The sequence below is a fragment of the Desulfobacula sp. genome (assembly GCF_030611305.1).
Lineage (GTDB): Bacteria > Desulfobacterota > Desulfobacteria > Desulfobacterales > Desulfobacteraceae > Desulfobacula.
Window position 1 is genome coordinate 1 of sequence record NZ_JAUWQB010000057.1, and the last position, 23,337, is coordinate 23,337.

Here is a 23,337-nt window from a genome sequence, read left to right on the forward strand (position 1 = left end):
TATCCCGCCGGCGCAGCAAGTTGATGTGATCCACAAGCAAAATAGCGTTATTCACCGCAATGCCGCCCAGCATGATACAACCGATATAGGATTGAACATTAAAAGTGGTATCTGTAAAAAATAGCATCAGGATCACTCCGATAGCCGCAAGAGGTACGGAAAACATCACCACAAAGGGATATCGCAGCGACTCATAGAGTGATGCCATTACCATATATACCAGCACCATCGCCAGCACAAAACTCATCAAAAGTTCGCGAAATGATTTCTGCTGTTCTTCATAATCTCCAGCAAAAATGATGTTGAAATCTCTGGGTACAGGCACGGATTGCAAGCCCTCCCGGATATCTGCCAAAATAGAGCCCATATCCCTGCCGCTGATATTGGCCGTTACATAGACCACGCGTTCCTGGTCTTTGCGCTGGATAAGCACGGGCCCGCGCCTGGGATGAACATCAACTACGTTTCGGAGTACTACCGGCTCTCCGTCGGTATTGATGATGGGAAGGTCCAGAATATCTCGCAGCTCTTTTTTCTCAGAACCCTCAATTTTTACCCGGATTCTATACTCATTTCCCCCTTCCCTGTAGTTGCCGGCAGATGTACCGGAAAGCACCGTTTGCAGCATATTGGCAATCCTGGATACGGAAAGTTTCATGTCAGCGGCCTTTTGCCTGTCCACGACAATAAGCTCTTCCGGAGTTCCGGTCTCCCTGCTTATTCTGGTATCTGTTATACCGGCCACATTCCCCATGATCTCTTCAACCTTATGGGCCAGGACGTCGGACGTTTCAAGATCATGCCCCCGCACTTCCACCTGAACTTTTTCATCTCCCCCAGAGCCTATTCTAAGCAAAAAGAGCCCCTGGCCGGCACGTGTCCGTATTGTAACTCCCGGCATAAAAACGAGCTTTTTGCGAAGGGCTGCTGCTATTTCCTCGCTGGATCGATTTCGTTCTTTGACCGGTTTCAGCGCAATCCGCATCTCACCGGTATTGGATCCCTGTGCCCGCCAGGAGGAACCTCCGATACGGGATACGGTGTTTTTGATCTCCGGCACTTCTTGTTCCACGATGTCTTCAATCTTTTGGAAGGTCTTATCTACCAAATCCAGCTTTGTACCGACTGCCATCTCTGCATTAACCCGTACTTCGCTCTCATCAGCGGTAGGCATCAACTCAACACCAACCAGCGGAATCAGAAGAAGACTTCCTGAAAACACCAGCAATACGCTTCCTAATATCAACCCCCGATGATTGATAGCAAAACTAAGTAACTTTATATAATCATTTTCCGCACCGGCAAAAAACCGGTCCGATATATGAAATATCTTCCAGCCTTGAGCAGTACCGGCTCCTTTCTTAAGTGTAACCGGAGCGCCTAACCTGGCTGCCAGCATGGGCACCAGCGTCAGAGCTACTGCCAGGGAGCAACCCAGTGAAAAAGTCACCACGTATGCGAGCTGTTTAAACATAATTCCGGACATGCCGCGCACAAAAACAAGCGGCAAAAAGACAACAAGCGTGGTCAATGTGCTTGCAATAACCGCAGCCACCACTTGCTGGCTACCCTTTATTGCTGCTGATTCAGGTTCCTGGCCCGATTCCCTGAGCCGGTAGATATTTTCCAGCACCACGATGGCATTGTCCACCAGCATACCGATGCCAAGCGCGAGACCACCGAGGGTCATCAGATTCAACGTAAACCCGTTAAAATACATCAAAGAAAAGGTGGCGATCATTGATATTGGAATCGTGGTGGCAATAATGGCAGTGCTGGCAATGTTACGAAGAAAAAACAACAATACGACTATAGCCAGCACTCCGCCATAGAGGATGGTTGTGCCCACATTGGTTATAGAGCGTTTGATATAATCTGAAGTGTCGATAATGGGGATTATATGAAGCTGGGGGATGTCCCGGTTGATCTGTTCGATCTCTTTGAGTACCCCGGTTGCTATCTCCACAGTGTTTTTCCCCGATTGTTTGTTGATCGAAAGGCGCACACCCGGCTTGCCGTTTATCCGTACAATCCGGGTTACTTTCTCCCAGGCATCTTCTACGGTAGCTATTTTTTTTAGTTGTATGGGCACCCCTTCCCGCATGGCAACTACCGTATTTCGCAGCTCATTCAAATTAGTGTAAATCCCAGGGACTCTAATGGTAACATCGAGCAGCTCCCGTTCGATGGTACCGGCCGGAAGATTGATATTTTCTTCCTTGAGACGGCTGATAAGTAGATCAATGGGAAGTCCCAGGGCTTTTATCTTTTCTGCATTCAAATTGACATGAATTTCCCGGTCCAGCCCACCTCGAATATCCAAAGAAGCCACCCCCGGGATACGTTCGATCCGATTTTTCACCTGATTGTCGATAATTTCTCTTATCTGGATAGGTTCAAGATCACTGGATACTCCCATAATTAAAATAGGAAAAGACGCAAGGTCGAACTTCCGCAGTCTTGGTCGATCACTATCTTCCGGAAGGTGTGGAATGACGCGATCCAGACGTTCTCGAATATCGTTGGCGGCTTCATCAAGGTTAGTACCCCATGAGAAAGTAATCCGGACGCTGCTTCGCCCTTCAGCAGAGACCGAGGTAACCTCTTCTACTCCCGGTACTGCACTCATTGCCTCCTCAACCGGGCGGGTGATCAACTCTTCGACTTCCTCGGAACTGGCGTTTTCGTATTCAATGGAAATGCTAAGCGTCGGGTATGTGATATCGGGCATCAGGTCGATGGAAAGCCTAAACAAGGAAACCACACCAAGGATGATAACGATCGAATAAGCCATGACGGTCAATATCGGGCGTTGTACGAAAAATTGGGAGATATTCACGATTTTCCTTTTCCTTTAGTAGAATCGCCTCCCTTGACATTGTGCTTTCCACTTTCCCCTTGCCCACCTTCTGCTGATTTTTTATCTGGTAGAATAATCGAATTTCCATCTTCCAGCAGATGATGTCCCAGGGTCACCACCGCACCTGTTATGACTGGACTCAACATTTCCGCCTGGATGCCGTTTACAATACCGAGGGTAATCGGAATAAACCTGACTTTTTGTTCCTGAGAGTCGACGACAAAAACCCCTTGTGAGCCGTTTCTCTTGACAAGGGCTGCTATCGGAACCACGTTAACGTTATCATGCTCATCGAATTGTATTTGAACCCGCACAAACATACCGGGTTTCAGAAACTTTTGTACATTGGGTACTTCGATTTCCACACGGGCCTCCCGGGATTTTTCTTTCAGAATAGGGGCTATGCGAATCACCTTTCCTCTGAAGGTGTCGCCCGGAAACGCATCGGTGGAAATGACCGCTTCCTGTCCCGTCTGAATTTTAGGATAGTCCCGTCCGATTACATGTATGACAACAATGAGCTTTTCGACATCAAGAATAGAGACTATCGGTGTGTTGGGCGCCAGCATGGCCCCTTCATCCACAAAGCGCTCCCCCACCACTTTGTAGCCTGTGGTATTGCTCCCAGAAACTTTGATTCTAGCATAAGAAAGACGTATTTCAGCCATTTTCAGGGTCGCTTCTTTTTGAGATATCTGGGCACTAGCAACTTTCAGCTTTGCCTGCTGCGTTTTAAATTCAGACTCTGCGGCGTCAAGCTGGGATTCGGAGGCTATCTTCTTTTTCCTCAATGCTTTGGTTCGTTCATACTCCCTTTTTGCGTTTTCTATGGTACTTCTTCGTTCCTCAAGGTTTGCCCGGGCAACCGCAAGTTCTGCCTTTGCCTGGATGACCTGTTGGTGATATTCATCGTTGTCCAGTACGGCCACAAGCTGCCCGTTTTTGACCGTGTCACCTATATGAACCAATAGCTTTTCGAGACGTCCGGCGATTTTTGGTGCCACAATAAACTCAGAAAGCGGATGCAAAGATCCGGTAAAGTCCCCGACTTCCCGTATGGAGGCTTTTTTTACGAGTGCAACCTCGACGGCAACAGGTATGTCTTGACGTTGGCGCTTAAAACCTTTTGTGGAATCAGAAACTTTTTGATAGATCTGCCAGCCTAAAATGCTGATTCCAGATAAAATAATAATGGCAATAATTGATTTTTTCTTCATTCGGAAAACCTATCAACTTGTTTAAAAATAAAAAATATTTTGTGATACAGCATTTGCATTCGATTATACAGCAGACAAAGTATCAATGTATTGAAGGGAAAACAAGATTTAAAAAACTTGACATATGTAATTGTTCTATATACGGTTTTTGTCAAACAAAAATTGCTCAACGATTAATGTTCGTCAATAAAATGTATGTGATGTATTAATAAACTCCCGAAAATTTTTCCGGAGGCAATTCAAATTAATTTTAATCTGAACAGGAGGGTTACCATGAAAAAAAGATTTTGGATCGGGGTTTTAGTCACAGGGTTGATATTTACCTTTACCGGAACCGGCATGGCTGGAAAAAGCGTACTTGAGGAAATTCTTGAAGCAAACACCATCAAGGTGTCCACAGATGCCAACTATGCGCCCCAAAGCTTTCTCAATGATAAAGGAGAGCTGGAAGGATTTGATATCAGTGTGGCAAAGGAAGTTGGCAAAAGACTGGGTGTCAATGTAAAATTCATTACACCGGACTGGGATCTCATTACTGCGGGAAAATGGGGAAAACGATGGGATATCTCCATTGGATCCATGACTCCCACAGCTGAAAGGAAACACGCCCTTTTATTCACCATGCCTTACTATAGCTCCCCAGCCCAGTTTGCCGTCCACAAGGCTAACACTACCATCGCCACTCTGGCTGATCTCGCGGGTAAACGAATCGGAGTTGCCACGGAAACCACCAATGAAAGATACCTTCAGAAAGATCTGGTCATTGAAGATGTGAAAATTGTTTACCAGGACTGGAAGCCCGGCAAAATCAAAACCTATCCCACGGATGCAAACCATATTGAAGACTTGTCACTGGGTGACGGGGCGAGGCTGGATGCCATCTTTACATCCAGGCAGACGCTTGCTGAAGCCATCAGTTCAGGATGCGGCAACGGCTGCCCTTTAAAAATGCTGGGTGACCCTACCTATTATGAACCGCTTAGTTTTGCTCTGGATAAAAGTCGTGCCAACAGCCAGACCCTTGTGGACAAACTCAATGAAATTCTAAAATCCATGTATAATGACGGTACTCTGGTCAAGCTGTCGGAAAAATTCTATCACACTAATCTGATTCCCAAACTATAACAGAAAAATTAAGAAGCAGTCTTGGATTCTGTATCACCAAAAGACTGCTTCTTTTTATTTAAGGAGCAGTTGATGGAAAATACGACAACAGATCAGCAGACACCGTTGATCCTTTCCGGAATACCTCCGGAAGCCCAGGCAACCCTCCATGGAATTGAAGCGAAAAAAACAAGGTACCGCCGTAATCTGATCATTGCCTTTGCTGTATTGATTACGCTTATGGCAGGCGCCCTCATCATCATAGGACTTGATTTTAAGTTCATGGTCAAATGGGTGCCGTTTATTCTTGCCGGTATCGGATATACACTTTTAGTCTCTTTTCTGGCGATATCCCTGGCATGCGTTCTGGCAGTAGCAGGTGCCCTGGGCCGACTCTCCTTGAACCCCGTTCTGAACAGTATTGCCACATCCTATGTTTCCCTTGTAAGAGGCACCCCGTTGCTGGTTCAGGTGTACATGTGGTATATCGCCCTTCCCCAGATCGGTAAATCCCTTGAGGATCTGGGAATCACTGGTGTTCAGGCATTATTCACGCTACCGGCAATACCAGCTGGTATCCTGGCCCTAGGTGTCTGTTACGGTGCTTATATGACGGAAACCGTTCGTGCCGGTATCCAGTCCATAAAAATTGGCCAGGTAGAGGCGGCCAAAGCTTTGGGCATGACCAACAGCCAGGCCATGCGCAGGATCATATTTCCCCAGGCAGTCCGGGTGATCATTCCACCGGTCTCAAATGAGTTTATCGCCATGATCAAAGACTCTTCTCTGGTATCTCTCATGGGAGTATGGGAGTTGAGCTTTCGGGCTATAAAAATCGGCCGGCGGCATTTTCAATCCCTGGAGATGCTGATCATGGTGGCGATGATTTACTGGGTCATGTGCTTTCTTCTTCAATTAGTTCAGGAAAAAATTGAAGCATACATGGCACGGGGCGACAGGAGGGCATCGTGATGGAAAATTCAAATCCCATGGTAAAAATTACCAATGTTCACAAAGTATTCAACAGAAAGCATCACGTACTCTGCGGCATTGATCTTGAGGTGAATTCAGGGGAAACAATTGTTATTTTAGGTCCCTCCGGCTCTGGAAAAAGTACACTTCTGCGCTGTATAAATCTTCTGGAAGAACCCACGGCAGGAAGCATTGAAGTAGACGGGACCGTCATTCATGCCGGGGAAAACAGCAATCAACGGGACAGCCAGATTCTTGATATTCGGAAAAAGACAGGAATGTGTTTTCAATCCTTTAATCTGTTTCCCCATATGACGGTACTTGAAAATATTATTGAAGGGCCCGTAACGGTTCTGAAACAACAACAAAATCAGGCCATTCCCTATGCAGAGGAGCTTCTCGACTGGGTGGGATTAACAGAAAAACGCGATGAACACCCCTCCCGCCTGTCCGGCGGGCAGCAACAGCGGGTGGCCATTGCCAGGAGTCTTGCCATGAAGCCCAAAATCATGCTTTTTGATGAGCCCACTTCAGCCCTGGATCCGGAATTGATCGGGGAGGTGGTAGAAGTCATGGAACGACTGGCAAAGGAAGGCATGACCATCATTGCCGTGACCCATGAAATGCATTTTGCCCGTGATGTGGCCGACCGGGTTCTGATTATGGAAGATGGAAGCTGGCTTGAAGAAGGGACTCCGGAACAAATCTTCAGCCGCCCCAAACATCAGCGAACACGGCAATTTTTAACTCATATTTTACAATAGATGTGGAAAAAATAAAATCCATGACAAAGGTAACCCCCAAACTACAGGTTTTGACAGCAGAACAGAAAAAAAAAGTACATTGTGATGCTGTATACATTCTCGAAAACACCGGCGTCCTTGTTGAAGAAAATGGAGCCAGAAGCCTGTTTGAAAAGGCAATCGGTAAATCCCAAAATGTTCACCGTGTGCGGATACCCGGTGAACTTATCCAATGGGCAATTGATGTTTCTCCTTCCACAATCAATATCTGCAATCGGCTTGGAGATCCCTGTTTCGAGCTGACAGGAGACGGAACCCGTGCACCCGTATTCGGTATCGGCGTGACCAATCTCCATTATCAGGACCCCTTTGACAAAGAAATCAAACCGTTTCACAGGCAGCATATGTCTGCTGCCGCAGGGCTTGGGAATACCCTTGGCGGGTATGATTTTATTTCCACACCGGGTGTTATCCAGGACCTTGGACCGGAAAATGCTGAACTTTTCGGTGTTCTGGAAATGCTGGCCAATACAACAAAGCCACTGGTTCTACTGATTTCAAACTATGAATTATTCAACCCGGCTCTGGATCTCTGCCAGCATATTATCGGAGACATTTCTGAGGCCCCGTTTCTGATCCCCTATGTAAACCCCATTACTCCTTTGGTCTTAAATGCTGAAACCACCCTGAAAATGGATGCTGCCATTAAACGGGGACTGCCCCTTATTTTTTCCAACTATGGCATGTCCGGCGCCACCTGTCCCATCACACCGGCCGGAACCCTGGCCCTGCTTACGGCTGAACTGCTGGCCGGACTGGTATTCAGCCAGCTTGTAAAAAAAGGGGCTCCTGTTATCTTAGGAAGTCTTCCTGCTGCCTTTGACATGAAAAATGCCGGCAGTTTTTATTCTCCGCAGACACTGTTGCTAAACCTGGCATGTGCTGAAATGATGGTCTCCTACAACATCCCCCATTGCGGTACATCCGGATCCGGAAACGGCTGGGGAGCCGATCTTCTGGCCGGGACAACTTTGTGCATGAATCATTTTTCTTCCTGTCTCGGCTCTGCCGGAATGGTTCCTTTTGTGGGCGGTAATTTTGATTCTCTTGTTTTCTCTCCAGAACTTGTGGTCTATGCAGATGATGTGATCTGTCAATCCAGAAAATTTGCATCCGGCTTTTCACTGGAAGATGAAAAAATCGGATTTTCTGATATTGAAAACATAGGACCGGGCGGCAATTTTCTTATGTCTGACCTTACGACAAAGCTGTTCCGAGATTCCCAGTTTTCAAGCAAAATATGGCCGTTTTTAACCCTTGATAAATGGCGAGGACAGAATCAACCAACTGCTGAAAAAATTTTAAGAGACCGGACATGCGAGCTCTTGAACAACCCGGCAACCCCCGAAGACAAAGATGAAATCATATCAAAGGGAGAAGCTTTTTTAGCATCATAAAAAAAACTGCACACAGATTCGAGTCTGTGTGCAGTTTGTATCCAGATAGTGCCTGGAGTTAACGATTGCCAGGACCTATTTTTTCCGTTCTACAATCAGGGCCATACCCTGACCACCGCCGATGCAGAGCGTGGCCAGTCCGTATCTTAAATCCCTTGCTTTCATTTCATACAAGAGTTTTGTTAAAATGGCACCACCTGATGCAGACACAGGGTGTCCCAGTGCAATGGCACCACCGTTTACATTCACTTTATCAATATCCATATTTAACTCACGCATACATGCCAGGGCCTGGGATGCAAACGCTTCATTCAGCTCAATCAGGTCAATATCATCCATGGTCAGCCCTGCTTTTTCAAGAGCCATCCTTGTGGCCGGAATCGGGCCGATTCCCATTAATGCGGGATCAACCCCGGCAGATGCATAGGAGACAATAGATGCCATGGGATCGATACCCAGCTCATCTGCTTTGTCTTTTGACATGACAACCAGTGCTGATGCACCGTCATTCATACCGGATGAACTTCCCGCTGTAACAGATCCACCCTTTCTGAAAGGTGGTTTCAATTTCTGAAGGCCTTCTATAGTCGTACCAAACCTTGGATGCTCGTCTGTATCAAATATTTTGGGTTCCCCTTTTCTCTGGGGAATTTCAACCGGAACGATCTGTTCTTTAAATTTTCCTTCCTTTATGGCTTTTTCAGCCAGCTGCTGGCTTCTAAGCCCGAATGCATCCTGGTCTTCCCTGGACACATTGTATTTTTCAGCAACATTTTCAGCCGTCTCTCCCATGGTGTTTCCGCTTAAGGGATCAAAAAGAATCAATTGATCCATAAGCTGTCCATGTCCCAGACGATATCCCCATCTGGCTTTTTTCAGCATGAATGTGGCATTGCTCATACTCTCCATACCACCGGCTACAATAATATCTGCATCACCGGATTTAATCACCTGGGCTGCAAGCGTAACAGTTTTAATACTTCCGGCACAGGCCTTGCTGATGGTGAACTGGGGTTTTTCCTGAGGAATGCCCGCCTTAACCGCCACAACACGGGCTGAGTTAATGGGAAGATCCCCGGTCCTGTAGCCCGAGGCATAGATAACCTCATCAATCTGATCACCGGTCAACCCTGCTCTCTTAATAACTTCTTTTATGGGGATGGGACCAAAATCAATATCACTCAACGGTGCAAGAGATCCACCAAATCTACCGATTGCCGTTCTACAGGCAGCAGCTATGACAACTTCTTTCATTTTTCCTCCTGAAAATACATAATTATTATATTCTAACCTCAATATAGCTTTAATATAGCTGTATTATAAATAGTTGAACGTGTCAACTAAAAACATTTATCCACGCACCACCCAACCCCTTAAAAAAGTACCCGGGATAGGCATGGGGCTCAGAAATTTATCTTTTTCTTATATCTTTTAAGTATAATGCCTTTGAAGGCCCATTGCCGACTTCTCTTTCCTCGATCTGAAATAATTTTGTTGCGACTATGAGTCCCCCTAATTTTTTGTACCCATAATTTCGTGGATCAAACTCTGATGCCTGCTTAGCAATATTACTACCAACAGATGCCAAGTGTGCCCAACCACTATCGTCAGAAGAATTTTCAACAGCGTTTCTCAACAAATTAACCAGCTTCGTATCCTGCTTTAATTCAGGAGTTGTTTTGCGATTAATTTTAACTGCATCGTCATCTTTTGACCGGAGGACTTCGGTGAATATGAATTTATCGCATGCTGAGACAAAAGGTCCGGGAGTTTTTTTCTCTCCAAAGCCACAAACAAAAAGGCCGGCTTCTCTTATCCTTGCGGCGAGTTTTGTAAAATCACTATCACTGGATACAATGCAAAATCCATCAAATTTATCCGTATAAAGTAGATCCATTGCATCAATTATCATGGCGCTGTCAGTGGCATTTTTCCCTTTAGTATATCCAAATTGCTGAATGGGCTGAATGGAATATTGTAACAAAACTTCTTTCCATCCTTTCAGGTCCGGCGCTGTCCAATCGCCGTAAATCCGCTTTACATTAGCCGTTCCATATTTTGCGATTTCCGCCAATAGCCCCTCAACAATAGCCGGTTGTGCATTATCAGCATCTATTAATACTGCTAATTTTTCAGTTTTTATATCTGACATTTTTTTCCTTTCGAGCTTCTAATGTGAATATCTGCGGTTTGTCCACAGAATATTTCATTTATCATTCTTCCGAAATTCTTATCTTTCATTTCCCCTCAAAGAAAGCCCACCTTTCCCAGTCAAAATCATAACCGGCACTCCGCCCTCCTCCAGATTTTTTGATTAAAATACCTTTTTTTATAAGATCTTAACTTTAACATAAAAAGCATCGGGAGATTTCGATATTATCGATGGATTCAAGTATTTGAAAAATCTGTAAACGTTACTGAAAATTGGGGGAACTCCGCCTCTAAACCCGCTTTAATCTCGGTTTCAAAATCACCCAGCAAGACCATGTTCAACGCTGCACAACAGGCCTTGCTGTGGCCCAGACAATTGAAAAACACGATGAGTTTCCGACGTTTTTCCACATAGCGGATTTTTTCCACTAACCCCAATTGTGACATTGCCATACCGGTCTGGGGATCTTGAATACGATCCAGAACTCTGTCAATTTTTTCCTGAATTTTATCTTCCATTTCATCCTCCCTGTTGCAACATGGCTCAATACCCTCCATTTCAGTTTAAAAAATATAAAAAACTGCCTGAAAAAACAAGGAAGAAAAATGAGCTTGTTTTTTAAATTATTTCTCCCGGTTTTCCAAAATTTTTAAGACCTTTTCACACTGATTTTCCGCCCTTATTTTTATTTCTTCCGCCAGTTTAATGGTCGTATTTTTAAAATTTTCATCTGTAATGTCTGCCATGTTAATCATGACATTTTTATACGCTCCCCATATTCCGGTTTCCATGGCTTTTGCGCCCACTTCAACATCGGATTTTGATGCGATGTTGCCGTATTTTGCAATCTCTATCATGGCATCCCAGGCAGCATCGGCAAGCTTCATTGTGGTTAAGGGAATATCAATGGCTTTTTTCAACCCCTGCTGCAGTTTTTCAACCTTCAGTTCTTTTTCTTCTTTGGTATTTCCAGGAAGGCGCAGGGCCGCCACATAGTCATTAAACGCATCGGTATCCGCATCAATCATGGGGATCAGGGCGTTAGCTGCATGGTTAAGCGGCGGAACAATCCTGCGCATTTTTGCATCAAGATCTTCAAATTTACGAACACCCAATGTCAGTTTTGCCACCATGGAGCCAAGCCCGGCACCCATAGCGGCAATGGCGGCAGAAGCAGATCCGCCACCCGGGGCTGAGCTTCTCGAAGCCACTTCTTCAATAAATTCCCTGACAGTCAGGCCTGCCAGAGGCTCGGCCTTTTCTTCGGCAATAATATACTCTATAATTTTCTCTTTTGGATTAAACGGAGCTACTGAATTCAGACCCAGCCGTTCTATGGCAAGTCTGACTTTCTGATCTTCATCCAGGACAAAAAGATTTTCTTTGTTAATATAATAATCAGCCGCCATGAGTATGGCTTCCAGAGGTATCACCCCCACAATCTCAGATCCGGTCACAGCGACATTCAGCTTTTTTGCCTCTTTTTGGACTTCTTCAAACAGCATATGGGGAGGGGTGACTTGATAGTTGTTCAAATTGACCGTGACCTGGGCAAGGTTATATTCATCCACATACCATCCCATGCCTTTGACTTCCGCAAGGCTTCCGGGTTCATCCGGGCTGCGGCCGGCCTCCCGAAGATTTAAGGCAATTCTATGGGCCTGGTTGGGTGTGGATAAGAGGTTGACATTATAGGCAATCAAAAAAAATCTGGCCCCGGTTACAGTTGCCCCCCACCCGGGGATAAATTCGGCAGGTCCGAAATCCGGCTTCCACTCCTTTGTAATGATCCTGTCTTTTATGCCTTCGTACTGCCCTTCCCTGATCTGGGGCAGGTTTTTGCGATATTTACGGGTGGCCGATTCTTCATAAAGATAAATCGGGATGCCCAGCTCATTGGCAGCTCTCCTGCCAAATTCTTTGGAAATTTTGACACACTCTTCCATGGTGACATTGGCAACGGGAATAAAGGGACAGACATCCATGGCTCCCATGCGGTGATGTTCCCCCTGATGGGTTCTCATGTCAATTTTTTGTCTTGCCACTCCGGCGGAATTTAATGCGCCCTCTATAACCGCCTCAGGGGAGCCCACAAAGGTATAGACAGTTCTATTGGTGGATTTTCCCGGATCGACATCCAGAAGGCGGCAGCCTTTGGTCTGTCGAATGGCATCGGCTATGGCTTCTATGGTTTTTGTGTTCCGGCCTTCACTGAAATTCGGTACACACTCGACTATACTTTTCATACTGGTTTATTTCCTTTATGATGAATGACAATTTGTTATTTATCTCCTATTTTACCATAAAGCAGACAACTTATATATACAGGTATAGCTTTTTTAAATCATATTTTGCAGCGAAGGAAATCTGGATTCATCAGTGTGAGGGTAAAACTTGGCCCCGGAAAACATGTTCATGAATTCCTGGTTGACGTTGAGTTCAATATAGGTAATGGATTGCCGAATCTTCATGATCCTTTCAAAGGCATCCGGGTTTTTCAGCAGCACTTTTGCCCCGCCAAGAGAACTGTTTCCCAGGACTTCAAATGTTTCAAGATGAAGATCAGGAAGCATTCCAATGGATATGGCAGACACGGGATTGATAAATGATCCAAAGGTTCCTGCCACATAAAACTTATGCAGATCTTCAAATTCAAGCCCTGCTGTATTTTTTACAATCACTTCCAGAATGGTATACATGGCGGCCTTTGAGCTGGTCAAAGAATTCAGGTCCACCTGGCTTAGACAGATGGGTTCTCCTGTACCGGAATGATTTTCATCCACAAGAATAAAATGATTGATCCCGTCTTTTTCGAGCAGACGCTCCCCACAGGCCGGTTTGAAAAATTTCCCCCTGATATCGATCCGTTTTGATAAAAAAAGACTTGCGGCCAGATCAATCATCCCTGATCCACATATACCGACAGGCTTTTTCCCATCTATGGTATGAATCATAAGATCCCGGGTATAAGGATCAATCCATACCTGATCAATCACGCCCGGTTTTGCTGTCATGCCCATTTTACTGACCCCACCTTCCAGAGCGGGTCCTGCAGCACCGGCACAGGCAATAAGCCAGTCTTTGTTTCCCACGACAATCTCCGCATTGGTGCCCACATCCACCATGATGCAGGGGTCTTCTTTTTGATCAAGGTCTGAAAAAAGAATGCCGGAAATCAGATCGCCGCCAAAATAAGACCCGATATTGGGGAAGAGAAATCCCACGCCGTTTTCATTGATATCAAGGCCCAAGCTTCCAGCAGGCTGTGTATCCGGAATATTTACACAGGGGATATAAGGTTCCTTGATAATCTCAAAGGATTCTATCCCTAAAAACAGATGGGTCATGGTAGTATTGCCGGCGCCGGTAACAAGATAGATATTCTCTTTTTGATATCCGTACTCTTTACACAAGGCTGACATGTTCAAGTTTACAGCGTCAATAACAAGGTGGTTCAGCTCATCCAGCCCGGTATTCTGACTGGAATAATGGATCCTTGCCAGGACATCAGGTCCGATAACAGCCTGTGGGTTATCAAACCCAGCCTCGCCTATTTCCTGTCCGGATTCAAGATCAATAAGCGACATCGTAATTCTTGTGGTGCCGATATCAACAGCTGTTCCAAGAACAGGTTTGTTTGATATTGGATTGAGCAGATCCACCAGTATCCAGGAATGCCGATCTTTAAACAGGACTGCCCTTGCCTTAAACCCCCATGATCTTAAATTTGAGGGCAGGTTTTTGAGCACTTGCAAAGGAATTCTGATTTTATCCGTACACAGCTCATCTAAAAGGCATTTTTCCAGCCTCTGGGCATCTGCCGTATTATCGGTCAAACTCGGGGTTTCAACTAAAATGGTGCGAACAAAGCCTTTTTGGGGCATCATTTATGCAGCCTTTCCAGACGCTCTTTAACTTTCGGAAAATAGTTGAGTTCCGTATGGGGCAAAAATAATGCGCCCATATAATGATCCATATATGAAGAAGTTGAAGCCAGTTCAAAATTGGTCATCATATTGACGACATTTGCCACATCCCGGCGAAGGGCATTGGTTAAAGAATTAATCTTGCAGCCCAAAAGAGAGCCGTTGCCCAGATAAGTGACTTTTTCGGGTTCGATTTCAGGAAGCAGGCCAATGGTGATGGCACTTTCCAGATCAACATAACTGCCAAACCCACCGGCAAGGATGATCTTTTCAATATCATTGACCTTCAACCCGATCTCTTTAAGCAGGGTCAATACCGCACCGTACATGGCACCTTTGGCCCGGATCAGGTTGTCCAGATCTGGTTCAGTAATGGTAATATCCCTGTCTATCTGGGTATTTTCCCTATATACAATAACATATTCCCAGATATCGTCTGTCTGCCGGATTCTTGGTGTATCAAGGGACTGGTTAAACTTCCCCCTGGAATCAATGATACCTGTTTCCAGAAGCTTGGCAGCTAAGGTAATCATACCGGAACCGCAAATTCCTTTCGCCTTTTTATTCCCAACGGTGAGGATCATGGGCTCATAGGTCGCAGGATTTATGGAAAAATCCTCAATAGCCCCTTTGGTTGCCCTCATGCCGAACTTTACTCCTCCTCCCTCAAAGGCAGGGCCGGCAGAAGCTGCCGTACAGACCATCCAGTCTTTATGGCCAATGGCAATTTCCGCATTGGTCCCGATATCCATGTACAGTGTCAGCTCACTGGTCCTGTACATGCCCGAGGCCATAATGCCTGCAATAATATCGCCGCCGACATAACTTGAAACCCCCGGATAAATCAGTGCAATGGTATGGTCTGCCAGATCTATATCGATCTGGGAAGCATGAAATGGCGGATACATGATAGATGCCGGAACATAGGGATCACGGCGGATATAGGTTGGATTTATTTTTAGCATCAGCTGGGTCATGGTGGAATTACCGGCAAGGGTAATGGTGGTCACCTCACGTCTTCCAATATTTGCTTTTTTAATAATCTTTTCTATAATTTTATTAATGGTTTCAACCACTTTTTGATGAAGAATTTCAAGCCCATCATCCTTTTCTGCAAAGACAATCCTTGAGATGACATCTTCGCCATAACTGATCTGGCTGTTGAATTCTCCGTGCTCGGAAAGAACCCCACCTGTCTGCAGATCAAGAACTTGTCCATAGACTGTGGTCGTTCCAATATCCACTGCAATGGCAAAATTTCTGTTACTGGTGTCAAAGGGCTCAATATTGACGATTTCATTTTGACCATCTTCTCTTACAGGTCTCACAATGGTTACCGTGATCTTGAAGTCACCTTCTCTGAGAATATCGGATACTTTTCTAATCAAATCCAGACCCATGGTCAGGCGGTGCTCATCATGCTTAAGGCGCAAATGATTGATAATTCTTGCCACATCTGCCTGATTATCTTCGGTAGTTGCCGAATCCAGTTCAAGATAAATCTTTTCCACAGGCGGGATAAATAACCCGTCCTGCCGGAGTTCGTCAATATTTGAGTACATGAGTTTTGCCGTATGTCGGCTGCCTGCGTGTACATTTAAACGACTGGTATCAATCTCGGACTCAACCGGAATTCTTACCACAAGATCACACGTCACTTCGGACAGGCACGCCATCCGATACCCCTTTTCCTGGTCTTCCCGGGAAAGATGTTCGGACACACCGCCGTCAACGTTTCCTTCTTCGATCAACACCCTGCATTTCCCACAGACACCGCCACCACCGCAGGATGCATTGATGTGAATACCTGCTTCCATGGCCGCCCTGATCAAATTTTCATTATCATCAACCTCAATACTTACGTTATGAGGCAGAAATTTCACTGAATATGTCATGCTTACATCCTTTTTTGAATGCGTTTAACCAAACCTTGAAACCGCAAAGGAGTATAAACATTCTCTCACCAGTTTGGCAAGTTAAGAGGCCCTTTATTTTTTTAAATAATTGTACAAGCCTTACGAATTAGCATTGAAATTTTCAAATCTTATGGAAGTATTAGGCGTTTATTACTGTCAACGATGCCACACGACCCACTTCTGCGGTCATATCAATAATTCCTTCAGAATCATAGGAAAAGACGATTTATTACAAAAATGTATTTAATCAGAAATAAGCCATAATTCAAAATTACAAAAAAGTAATAAAAGTGAGTTTTGTATTGAATATCATTTATGTCTGTTTTTTTGAAAAAAAATTTTAACTTAAATTTCAGATAGTTATGCCGCTTTTAAAAGTAAAAAAAAAGATGTTGGCACATACCTTGTATTATTCACAATCAGATTGTAACTCACCCCGCGTTTGTGAATGGGAAATTTTTTAGAGTGAATCATTAAAGGAGAAAAAGGAATGAAGAAGATCGAAGCAATTATTAAGCCGTTCAAGCTTGATGCCCTCAAGGAAGCGATGTCCGAGGTCGGTGTCCAGGGTATGACCGTTACTGAGGTAAAAGGTTTTGGGCGTCAGAAAGGGCATAAGGAAGTCTATCGTGGTGCCGAGTATGTGGTTGACTTTATCCCAAAGGTCAAGATTGAGATCGTTGTCGACAGAGACATGGTGGACAAGGTTGTTGAGGCCATCATGAAGAGTGTCAAGACTGGCAAAATTGGAGATGGCAAAATCTTTGTTCTGCCGGTTGACTCAGTCTGTCGAATTCGGACAGGCGAAACCGGTAAGGAGGCCATTTAGGAAAGGATATGAATATAATCAAATCGAACAATAAGGAGTTTTCAATGAATAAGTCAATCGCAAACAAAGTTGTTCTGCCTCTTTTAACGGCCATGATTGCTTTGCCCGGAGTAGCTTTGGCCGGTGATGGCGCAGCCGAGGTAACAGGGGCGGCCGCTACTTATGTTGCCAATAATACCTGGATGCTGGTTGCTACTTTTCTGGTCTTCATCATGCATCTTGGTTTTGCCACCCTGGAGGCTGGTTTGACTCGGGCCAAAAATACGGTCAATATTCTCTTTAAAAACACGGCAATTATTGCCATTGGTCTGTTGACCTATGCCGCCATCGGTTTCAACCTGATGTATCCTGGTGATTTTTCCATAGCAGGATTTTTCGGCTTCTCCGGCTTTGGTATCGGTGTAAGCCCTGAAAACATGATGGTGTCCGGTGCCGATGGCGTGGGCATCTATACCTATTGGACCGACTTCATCTTTCAGGCGATGTTCGCTGCCACCGCAGCAACCATAGTTTCCGGTGCCGTGGCCGAACGCATCAAACTGCACAGTTTTTTAATCTTCTCCACAATCTATGTCGCCCTGGTATACCCCTGGGTCGGCAGCTGGAAATGGGGCGGCGGCTGGTTGGATGCCAAGGGTTTCTATGACTTTGCCGGTTCCACCCTGGTCCACTCAGTAGGTGGCTGGGCAGCCCTGGCAGGCGTATTGCTTCTCGGACCTCGTCTTGGTAAGTATGTCGGTAATAACATCAAACCCATCATGGGTCACAACATGCCCTTGGCAGCAATTGGTGTCTTTATGCTCTGGCTCGGTTGGTTCGGCTTCAACGGCGGTTCTGTACTCTCTGCCGATCCTGCCGCCGTATCCTTTGTTTTTGTGACGACCTCTTTGGCTGCTGCTGCAGGTATTATCGGCGCAATGGCCCTCTCCTGGACCCTACAGAAGAAGCCTGATCTTACCATGGCCCTCAACGGCGCCCTGGCCGGTCTGGTTGGTATTACCGCCGGTGCCGATGTGGTAAGTGTAATGGGTTCGGTCATCATCGGTTTTCTTGCCGGCCTGCTGGTAGTAATTTCTGTCATGAGTATTGACCGCATGAAAATTGACGATCCTGTGGGTGCGATCTCTGTGCATCTTGTCTGCGGTATCTGGGGGACCCTGGCTGTTGGTATATTCAGCGCTGATCATTCGGTCGCGACCCAGCTTCTCGGTGTTCTCGCCTATGGCGTAACCTGCTTTGCTGCAGCGTTTGTTATTTTCTTTATCCTCAAAGTGACCATAGGTATCCGGGTTGATGAAGAAGAGGAGATGGGTGGTCTCGATGTTGGCGAGCATGGCATGGCGGCATATGCCGATTTTGAAGTGCACAATGTCTAAGAGCTAAAAAATCTGATAGAAAAGCGGATTCAGCTTTGATAAAAAGACGGAAAAAATAAAAAGGGGCCTTACTCAAAATTTCAGGCCCCTTTTCAAAAAATCTCTTTAAATAATCTTAAAGGTCATTAATTGCTTCGGTAAGTTCAGGCATAAAATTAAGGATATCTTCAACACGAATTAGCATTGAAATTTTCAAATCTTATGGAAGTATTAGGCGCTTATTACCGTCAACGATGCCACAAAACCCACTCCTGCCAAAAAAATCACCAAGCTTATTTATTTACCCGGTTTTGAATTAATTTCAATATGAGATTGATTTTAAGTTGACTTTTAAGGCAGTTCTAAATATTAAGAGACTTGTTCAGGTGCTTAAAGTGCTTAAAAGGGAACGCCTGTGAAATTCAGGGACGGGCCCGCCGCTGTAGTTGGGGACGAAAGCTTTACACCGCCACTGTCTATTGTAAAACAGATGGGAAGGCAAAGCAATTAGAATGATCCAAAGTCAGAAGACCTGCCTGACAAATTGATGCATTCCCCGCGGAAAAGGGAATTAGATCTTGAGGAAAAAAGGGAAAACCCCGGATCGATGAACTCGGTTCGGGGTTTATTATTTTTCGGGCCGGCAAATTTTAAATTATGGGGACAGGAAGAAAGATGAAAAAAAATTATTTAACGATGGTGCTGGCCGTATTTTTTTTATTTCAGACAATGGCTTTTGCTGATGAGGATGTAAAAAACCAGAAAGCAGTGGCAACCATGAACGAGATTATTGTAACTGCCACAAAAACCAAAGAGCTGCGCAAAGATGTGCCTAATTCTGTAATTTTAATCGATGATCTGGATATCAAAGGATCTCCGGCAACCAGTTTTGGTGATTTATTGGGAGGTGAGCCAGGTATTGATTGGAGGACCCGTGGTGATTATGGCGGCGCGGAGCAGGAAATCCATATCCGCGGTATGAGCGCTGATGGCACCCAGATTGTAGTCAATGGTGTGACTATGAATTCCCCTTCATTGGGGATAGCTGATGCAGGCAAAATACCTATGAACAATATTGAACGTATAGAAATAGTTAAAGGCTCAGGATCTGTTTTATACGGTTCAGGGGCAATGAGTGGCATCGTGAATATCATTACCAAGAGCCCAAAACGTGACCAGACTGATTTAAAAATAAATACGGGTTATGGGTCTGAAAATACTTATCAGATGTCAGCAGAGCAAGGAATGTTTATTCTCGGAGACCTTGGCTATTACATCACTGCCAATAGTTCAGGCACAGATGGTTTTAGGGATAACGCTGATTACAAACAAATTGATGTATCGCTGAAACTTGTACTGGATAAAGGGGAAAACCTGAATATCAGCCTTTATGGTGATTATATTGATCGAGAAGGTGGGCGACCGGGAGTCGAACCTCCCACTGGAACTCCTTTGTTCACTGTAGGCGGGATACCCGTATATAATTCTGAATCTTCAAGTCTGCTCAACGAAATAAAAGAGAAAGATAAACATCTGGTTCTTAAGATAAAAAGCAAGCCTTTGGATTGGATTGGCTTAAATTTTCAAACCGACTATACAGACATGGAGAGCAATAACTATAACAGGTATTATAGTGCATTCACAACAGGGAACCTGCCCGGAAGCTCAACTTCCGTTGTTAATAAAATTTTGGGCGCAGAAGGTAATGTTGAGATAAATCCATTTAAAGGCGGGACTTTGCTGACAGGAATCCAGCATAAAAAATATGACTGGGAAAATACCAGTACGACTCTGGATGGTTTCGGTAATGAATCTTCACGACTAATGGGTAAAAATGATCTTCATACAACAGGGATTTTTGGTGAAGCCCAGTATCGAGCCAATAAATATATTAAAGGTATAATAGGTGTTCGCCATGAGAATCATTCAACCTTTGGAACAAAAGTTCTTCCAAGATATGGATTAATTATCACCCCTGTTGAGACCACAACTCTTAAATTTAATACAGGCAAGCACTTTAAAGCTCCCACACCCAATGATTTATTCTGGCCACTAGAAGATTGGGGATGGGGCATGGGCGCCGAGGGCAATCCAAATCTGAAGCCTGAAACCGGGTGGCACAGTGATGTCGGTATTGAACAGACATTTGCAGACAAAAAATTTTTTATCTTTTTGACTTATTTTAAATGGGATATTAAAGATAAAATTTCATGGGTGCCTGATAGTAATTTTTTCTACAGGCCGGATAATCTTTCTGAATATGAAGCAAGCGGCTGGGAGGTTGGAACCAAAATTGGACCTTTTAATAATATGACACTTTCATTGGACTACACCTATACAGATGCAACAGAACAAAAGCAAGGCGGTGTTCAACGAAAAGCACGCTACACAGCAAATGATTTTTTTAAAGCCAGTCTCACATATTGGTTTGATTTTGGTCTGGATTTGACCACTATTATTCGTTACACTGGCGAACGGCCTGCTGTTTATGCTCTGGATACGGACACGGCCCCTCAGGCTGTACTTTCCAGCTACTGGATGGTTGACCTGAAAGCAAATCAGCAAATTGGTGAAAGCTGGGTATTGTCATGTCGGATTAACAATCTGTTTGACAAAGATTATACTACATACTCAGAAAATTTTTATGATCAATTTGGAACACAAACCCTGTCAAAATATCCTGGGGCAGGACGGTCGGTCTTTTTATCTTTAAATTATCAATTTTAAAATAAAATTTTTATTCAGTAGGTTCATAAAGAACTTACTGAATAAAAATTAAAAGAAAATTACAAATGAAAAAACTATTTAGCATTAGCACATGTATTTTAATACTTACCGGATTACTCGTATTTTGCACCACATCACTTGCTGCATATCCTGTAAGTGTTCTGGATTCAAAAGGGAATTATTTAAAATTTTTCAAAACACCACAAAAGGTTGTGTCCCTTGTACCATCAGCCACCCAGATTCTTTTTGAGATAGGTGTAAAAGATTTTATTAAGGCCATTACCTACCACGACATAACCCTTGCCGGTGCAGGCGGCAAACAAATCATAGGAGGCTTTTTGGAGCCCGACCTTGATAGGATTGAAGCTGCCAAGCCGGATATGATTATCCTTTCCTCGATCCACAAAGATATCATCAAAAAATTTAATAAAACAGATAGCAAACTATTTATTTTTCAAACTGACTCCATTGAGAATTCTTATAAAAGCATGGCTGCGTTAGGTAAAATCTTTGATCGCGAAAAACAAGCTCTCCAAATCATTGAAAAAAACAAATCTGAAACAAACCTTATAAAACAAAAATTAGCCAGAATCGATAACTTAAAAAAGAAACACGTCATACGACTCATGGGAAAAGATACCATCATGACTCCGGGCAGCGATTCTTTTCAAAATGAGATCATACGTGCTGCAGGAGGCATCCCGCCTGATTTTGGCAAAAAAGGAAGTATCATATCTGTTACAAAAGAAGAGTGGATGAAGTTTAATCCCCAGATTATTTATGGATGCGGCCCTGACAAAGAAGCGGCAAAGAATTTTTTCTCAAAACCTGGCTGGAAAGAGGTGGATGCAATAAAGAATAATCAGATTTATTATTTCCCCTGTGACCTGACATGCCGGGCATCCACCCATACAGGATATTTTGTGTCCTGGCTTTCCTCTGTCATATATACCAAGGAATTTTCAAACCCTGAAAATTATATACTTCCACCCGGTATCATTCAGTCAAAACCCGTTGAAATAAATCTTGAATATATCAAATCAGCTTCAATTGCCTACAGCAATATTCATGATTTTAAGAACAAAACCCTGATCATTGATTTTAAATCTCCCCAACCAATAGTTTCAACCCTTGAAGGTGAGCGGGACAATATAACAAGTATTGGAAATCATTATATTCCTCCACCCACCTGGTCTTTGGTCCATGAACGGGGTATTGAGCACACCCGATCATCTATTTTAAACGCCATACGAAGACCAGAACAAACCACTTCATTTTTAATTACCGGCGCTGATATGGATAATCTTTCCATTCAGACTCAAGCCTATAAAGACATGAAGGCTTACGCCCTTGTAACAGCAGGAGTAATGGGCAATGCAGTAAGAATGTCAAAGGACGTCGGTGCCTTTTATGAGCCCGGCACAATAAATATCATAGTTTTAACTAACATGAAGCTTTCCAAAAGAGCCATGACCCGGGCCATCATATCGGCGACAGAAAGCAAAACAGCAGCACTGGAGGATATGGATATCAGGTCCAGCTATACTCCTCTGATAAATAAAGCCACCGGCACCGGCACTGATAATATCCTTGTAGTACAGGGCTCTGGCCTGAAAATAGAAAATACCGGAGGGCACACAAAAATGGGGGAGCTCATTGCAAAAGCAGTTTATGCAGGCGTTACAGAGGCTGTTCTAAAACAAAATGGTATTATTGCAAAAAGAAATATTTTTCAACGTCTGAAAGAAAGAAATATTGATCCCTACCAGCTTGTATCCGTTTCAACCTGTGAATGTCAGGGTAACCGAAGTGATTTAGCAGCCATGGCGGAGCGGCTTCTTCTTGAGCCTGAGTATGCCGCATTTATTGAAGCCTCTCTTGCTATCAGTGATGAATATGAAAAAGGATTGATCAAAAACCTGGATTCTTTTTACATGTGGTGCAAAAAAATTGCAGATACCATAGCAGGGTATGAAGTTGAAGAAGTCAAAGACATGATTTCAGATGATACGATCCCCGTAACCCTGAAAACTGCTCTTGATGCAATCCTGACAGGTGCAAAGGCACGCCTGGATCGGC

At 44.3% G+C, this 23,337-nt stretch carries 16 protein-coding genes and 1 riboswitch; of the genes, 8 read left to right on the forward strand and 8 right to left on the reverse strand.

Going from position 1 to position 23,337, the window contains the following annotated elements; genetic code table 11:
- Together QAI40_RS11485 and QAI40_RS11490 are read right to left on the reverse strand one after the other, a co-directional pair.
- Nucleotides 1-2,839, reverse strand: a 2,839-nt coding sequence (locus tag QAI40_RS11485; protein WP_304511641.1) for an efflux RND transporter permease subunit, incomplete at its 3' end; no start/stop codon positions are given.
- Nucleotides 2,836-4,077, reverse strand: coding sequence for an efflux RND transporter periplasmic adaptor subunit (locus QAI40_RS11490; RefSeq protein ID WP_299976697.1), 1,242 nt, complete (start codon nucleotides 4,075-4,077; stop codon nucleotides 2,836-2,838). The genes QAI40_RS11490 and QAI40_RS11485, both read right to left, overlap by 4 nt.
- A gap of 273 nt (nucleotides 4,078-4,350) precedes the next feature.
- On the opposite strand from QAI40_RS11490, the gene QAI40_RS11495 reads away from it, so the two are divergent.
- From QAI40_RS11495 to QAI40_RS11510, 4 genes are all read left to right on the forward strand, one after another.
- Nucleotides 4,351-5,202 (forward strand): transporter substrate-binding domain-containing protein, encoded by an 852-nt coding sequence (locus QAI40_RS11495; RefSeq protein WP_299976696.1) that lies wholly within the window; start codon nucleotides 4,351-4,353, stop codon nucleotides 5,200-5,202.
- A 72-nt stretch (nucleotides 5,203-5,274) separates the two neighbouring features.
- Entirely contained in the window at nucleotides 5,275-6,153 is an 879-nt protein-coding gene (locus QAI40_RS11500) for an amino acid ABC transporter permease (RefSeq protein WP_299976695.1), read from the forward strand.
- Nucleotides 6,153-6,917: an amino acid ABC transporter ATP-binding protein gene (locus tag QAI40_RS11505; RefSeq protein WP_299976693.1), complete on the forward strand. Its 765-nt coding sequence runs from the start codon at nucleotides 6,153-6,155 to the stop codon at nucleotides 6,915-6,917. Before QAI40_RS11500 ends, QAI40_RS11505 begins: the two co-directional genes overlap by 1 nt.
- Nucleotides 6,918-6,937: 20 nt before the next feature.
- Complete coding sequence (locus tag QAI40_RS11510; protein WP_299976691.1) at nucleotides 6,938-8,353, forward strand: trimethylamine methyltransferase family protein; 1,416 nt, start codon at nucleotides 6,938-6,940, stop codon at nucleotides 8,351-8,353.
- 75 nt (nucleotides 8,354-8,428) lie between these two features.
- Here QAI40_RS11510 and QAI40_RS11515 read toward each other — a convergent pair whose 3' ends face one another.
- The 6 genes from QAI40_RS11515 to QAI40_RS11540 all read right to left on the reverse strand — a co-directional run bounded on the left by QAI40_RS11515 (nucleotide 8,429) and on the right by QAI40_RS11540 (nucleotide 16,326).
- Nucleotides 8,429-9,607: an acetyl-CoA C-acetyltransferase gene (locus QAI40_RS11515; RefSeq protein ID WP_299976689.1), complete on the reverse strand. Its 1,179-nt coding sequence runs from the start codon at nucleotides 9,605-9,607 to the stop codon at nucleotides 8,429-8,431.
- Between the two features lie 157 nt (nucleotides 9,608-9,764).
- A complete protein-coding gene (locus tag QAI40_RS11520) occupies nucleotides 9,765-10,505 on the reverse strand; it encodes an NYN domain-containing protein (RefSeq protein ID WP_299976687.1) in 741 nt (246 codons plus the stop codon).
- 236 nt (nucleotides 10,506-10,741) lie between these two features.
- On the reverse strand, nucleotides 10,742-11,023 hold the full coding sequence (locus tag QAI40_RS11525; protein ID WP_299976685.1) for a hypothetical protein: 282 nt from the start codon (nucleotides 11,021-11,023) through the stop codon (nucleotides 10,742-10,744).
- A gap of 105 nt (nucleotides 11,024-11,128) precedes the next feature.
- A complete protein-coding gene (gene ftcD, locus QAI40_RS11530; protein ID WP_299976684.1) occupies nucleotides 11,129-12,751 on the reverse strand; it encodes a glutamate formimidoyltransferase in 1,623 nt (540 codons plus the stop codon).
- A gap of 93 nt (nucleotides 12,752-12,844) precedes the next feature.
- Nucleotides 12,845-14,392 carry an ASKHA domain-containing protein gene (locus QAI40_RS11535; protein ID WP_299976683.1) on the reverse strand — a complete coding sequence of 516 codons (1,548 nt, stop codon included), beginning with the start codon at nucleotides 14,390-14,392 and terminating at the stop codon, nucleotides 12,845-12,847.
- Nucleotides 14,389-16,326 carry an ASKHA domain-containing protein gene (locus QAI40_RS11540; RefSeq protein WP_299976682.1) on the reverse strand — a complete coding sequence of 646 codons (1,938 nt, stop codon included), beginning with the start codon at nucleotides 16,324-16,326 and terminating at the stop codon, nucleotides 14,389-14,391. The genes QAI40_RS11535 and QAI40_RS11540 overlap by 4 nt, the downstream gene beginning before the upstream one ends.
- Nucleotides 16,327-16,837: 511 nt before the next feature.
- Here QAI40_RS11540 and QAI40_RS11545 point away from each other — a divergent pair.
- From QAI40_RS11545 to QAI40_RS11560, 4 genes are all read left to right on the forward strand, one after another.
- Nucleotides 16,838-17,176, forward strand: a complete 339-nt coding sequence (locus tag QAI40_RS11545; protein ID WP_299976681.1) for a P-II family nitrogen regulator — start codon at nucleotides 16,838-16,840, stop codon at nucleotides 17,174-17,176.
- Nucleotides 17,177-17,184: 8 nt separating this feature from the next.
- Nucleotides 17,185-18,552, forward strand: coding sequence for an ammonium transporter (locus tag QAI40_RS11550; protein ID WP_299976679.1), 1,368 nt, complete (start codon nucleotides 17,185-17,187; stop codon nucleotides 18,550-18,552).
- A 346-nt stretch (nucleotides 18,553-18,898) separates the two neighbouring features.
- Nucleotides 18,899-19,085: riboswitch (cobalamin riboswitch) on the forward strand.
- Between the two features lie 121 nt (nucleotides 19,086-19,206).
- Nucleotides 19,207-21,258 (forward strand): TonB-dependent receptor plug domain-containing protein, encoded by a 2,052-nt coding sequence (locus QAI40_RS11555; protein WP_304511642.1) that lies wholly within the window; start codon nucleotides 19,207-19,209, stop codon nucleotides 21,256-21,258.
- Nucleotides 21,259-21,323: 65 nt separating this feature from the next.
- Nucleotides 21,324-23,337, forward strand: a 2,014-nt coding sequence (locus tag QAI40_RS11560) for an adenosylcobinamide amidohydrolase (RefSeq protein ID WP_304511643.1), incomplete at its 3' end; no start/stop codon positions are given.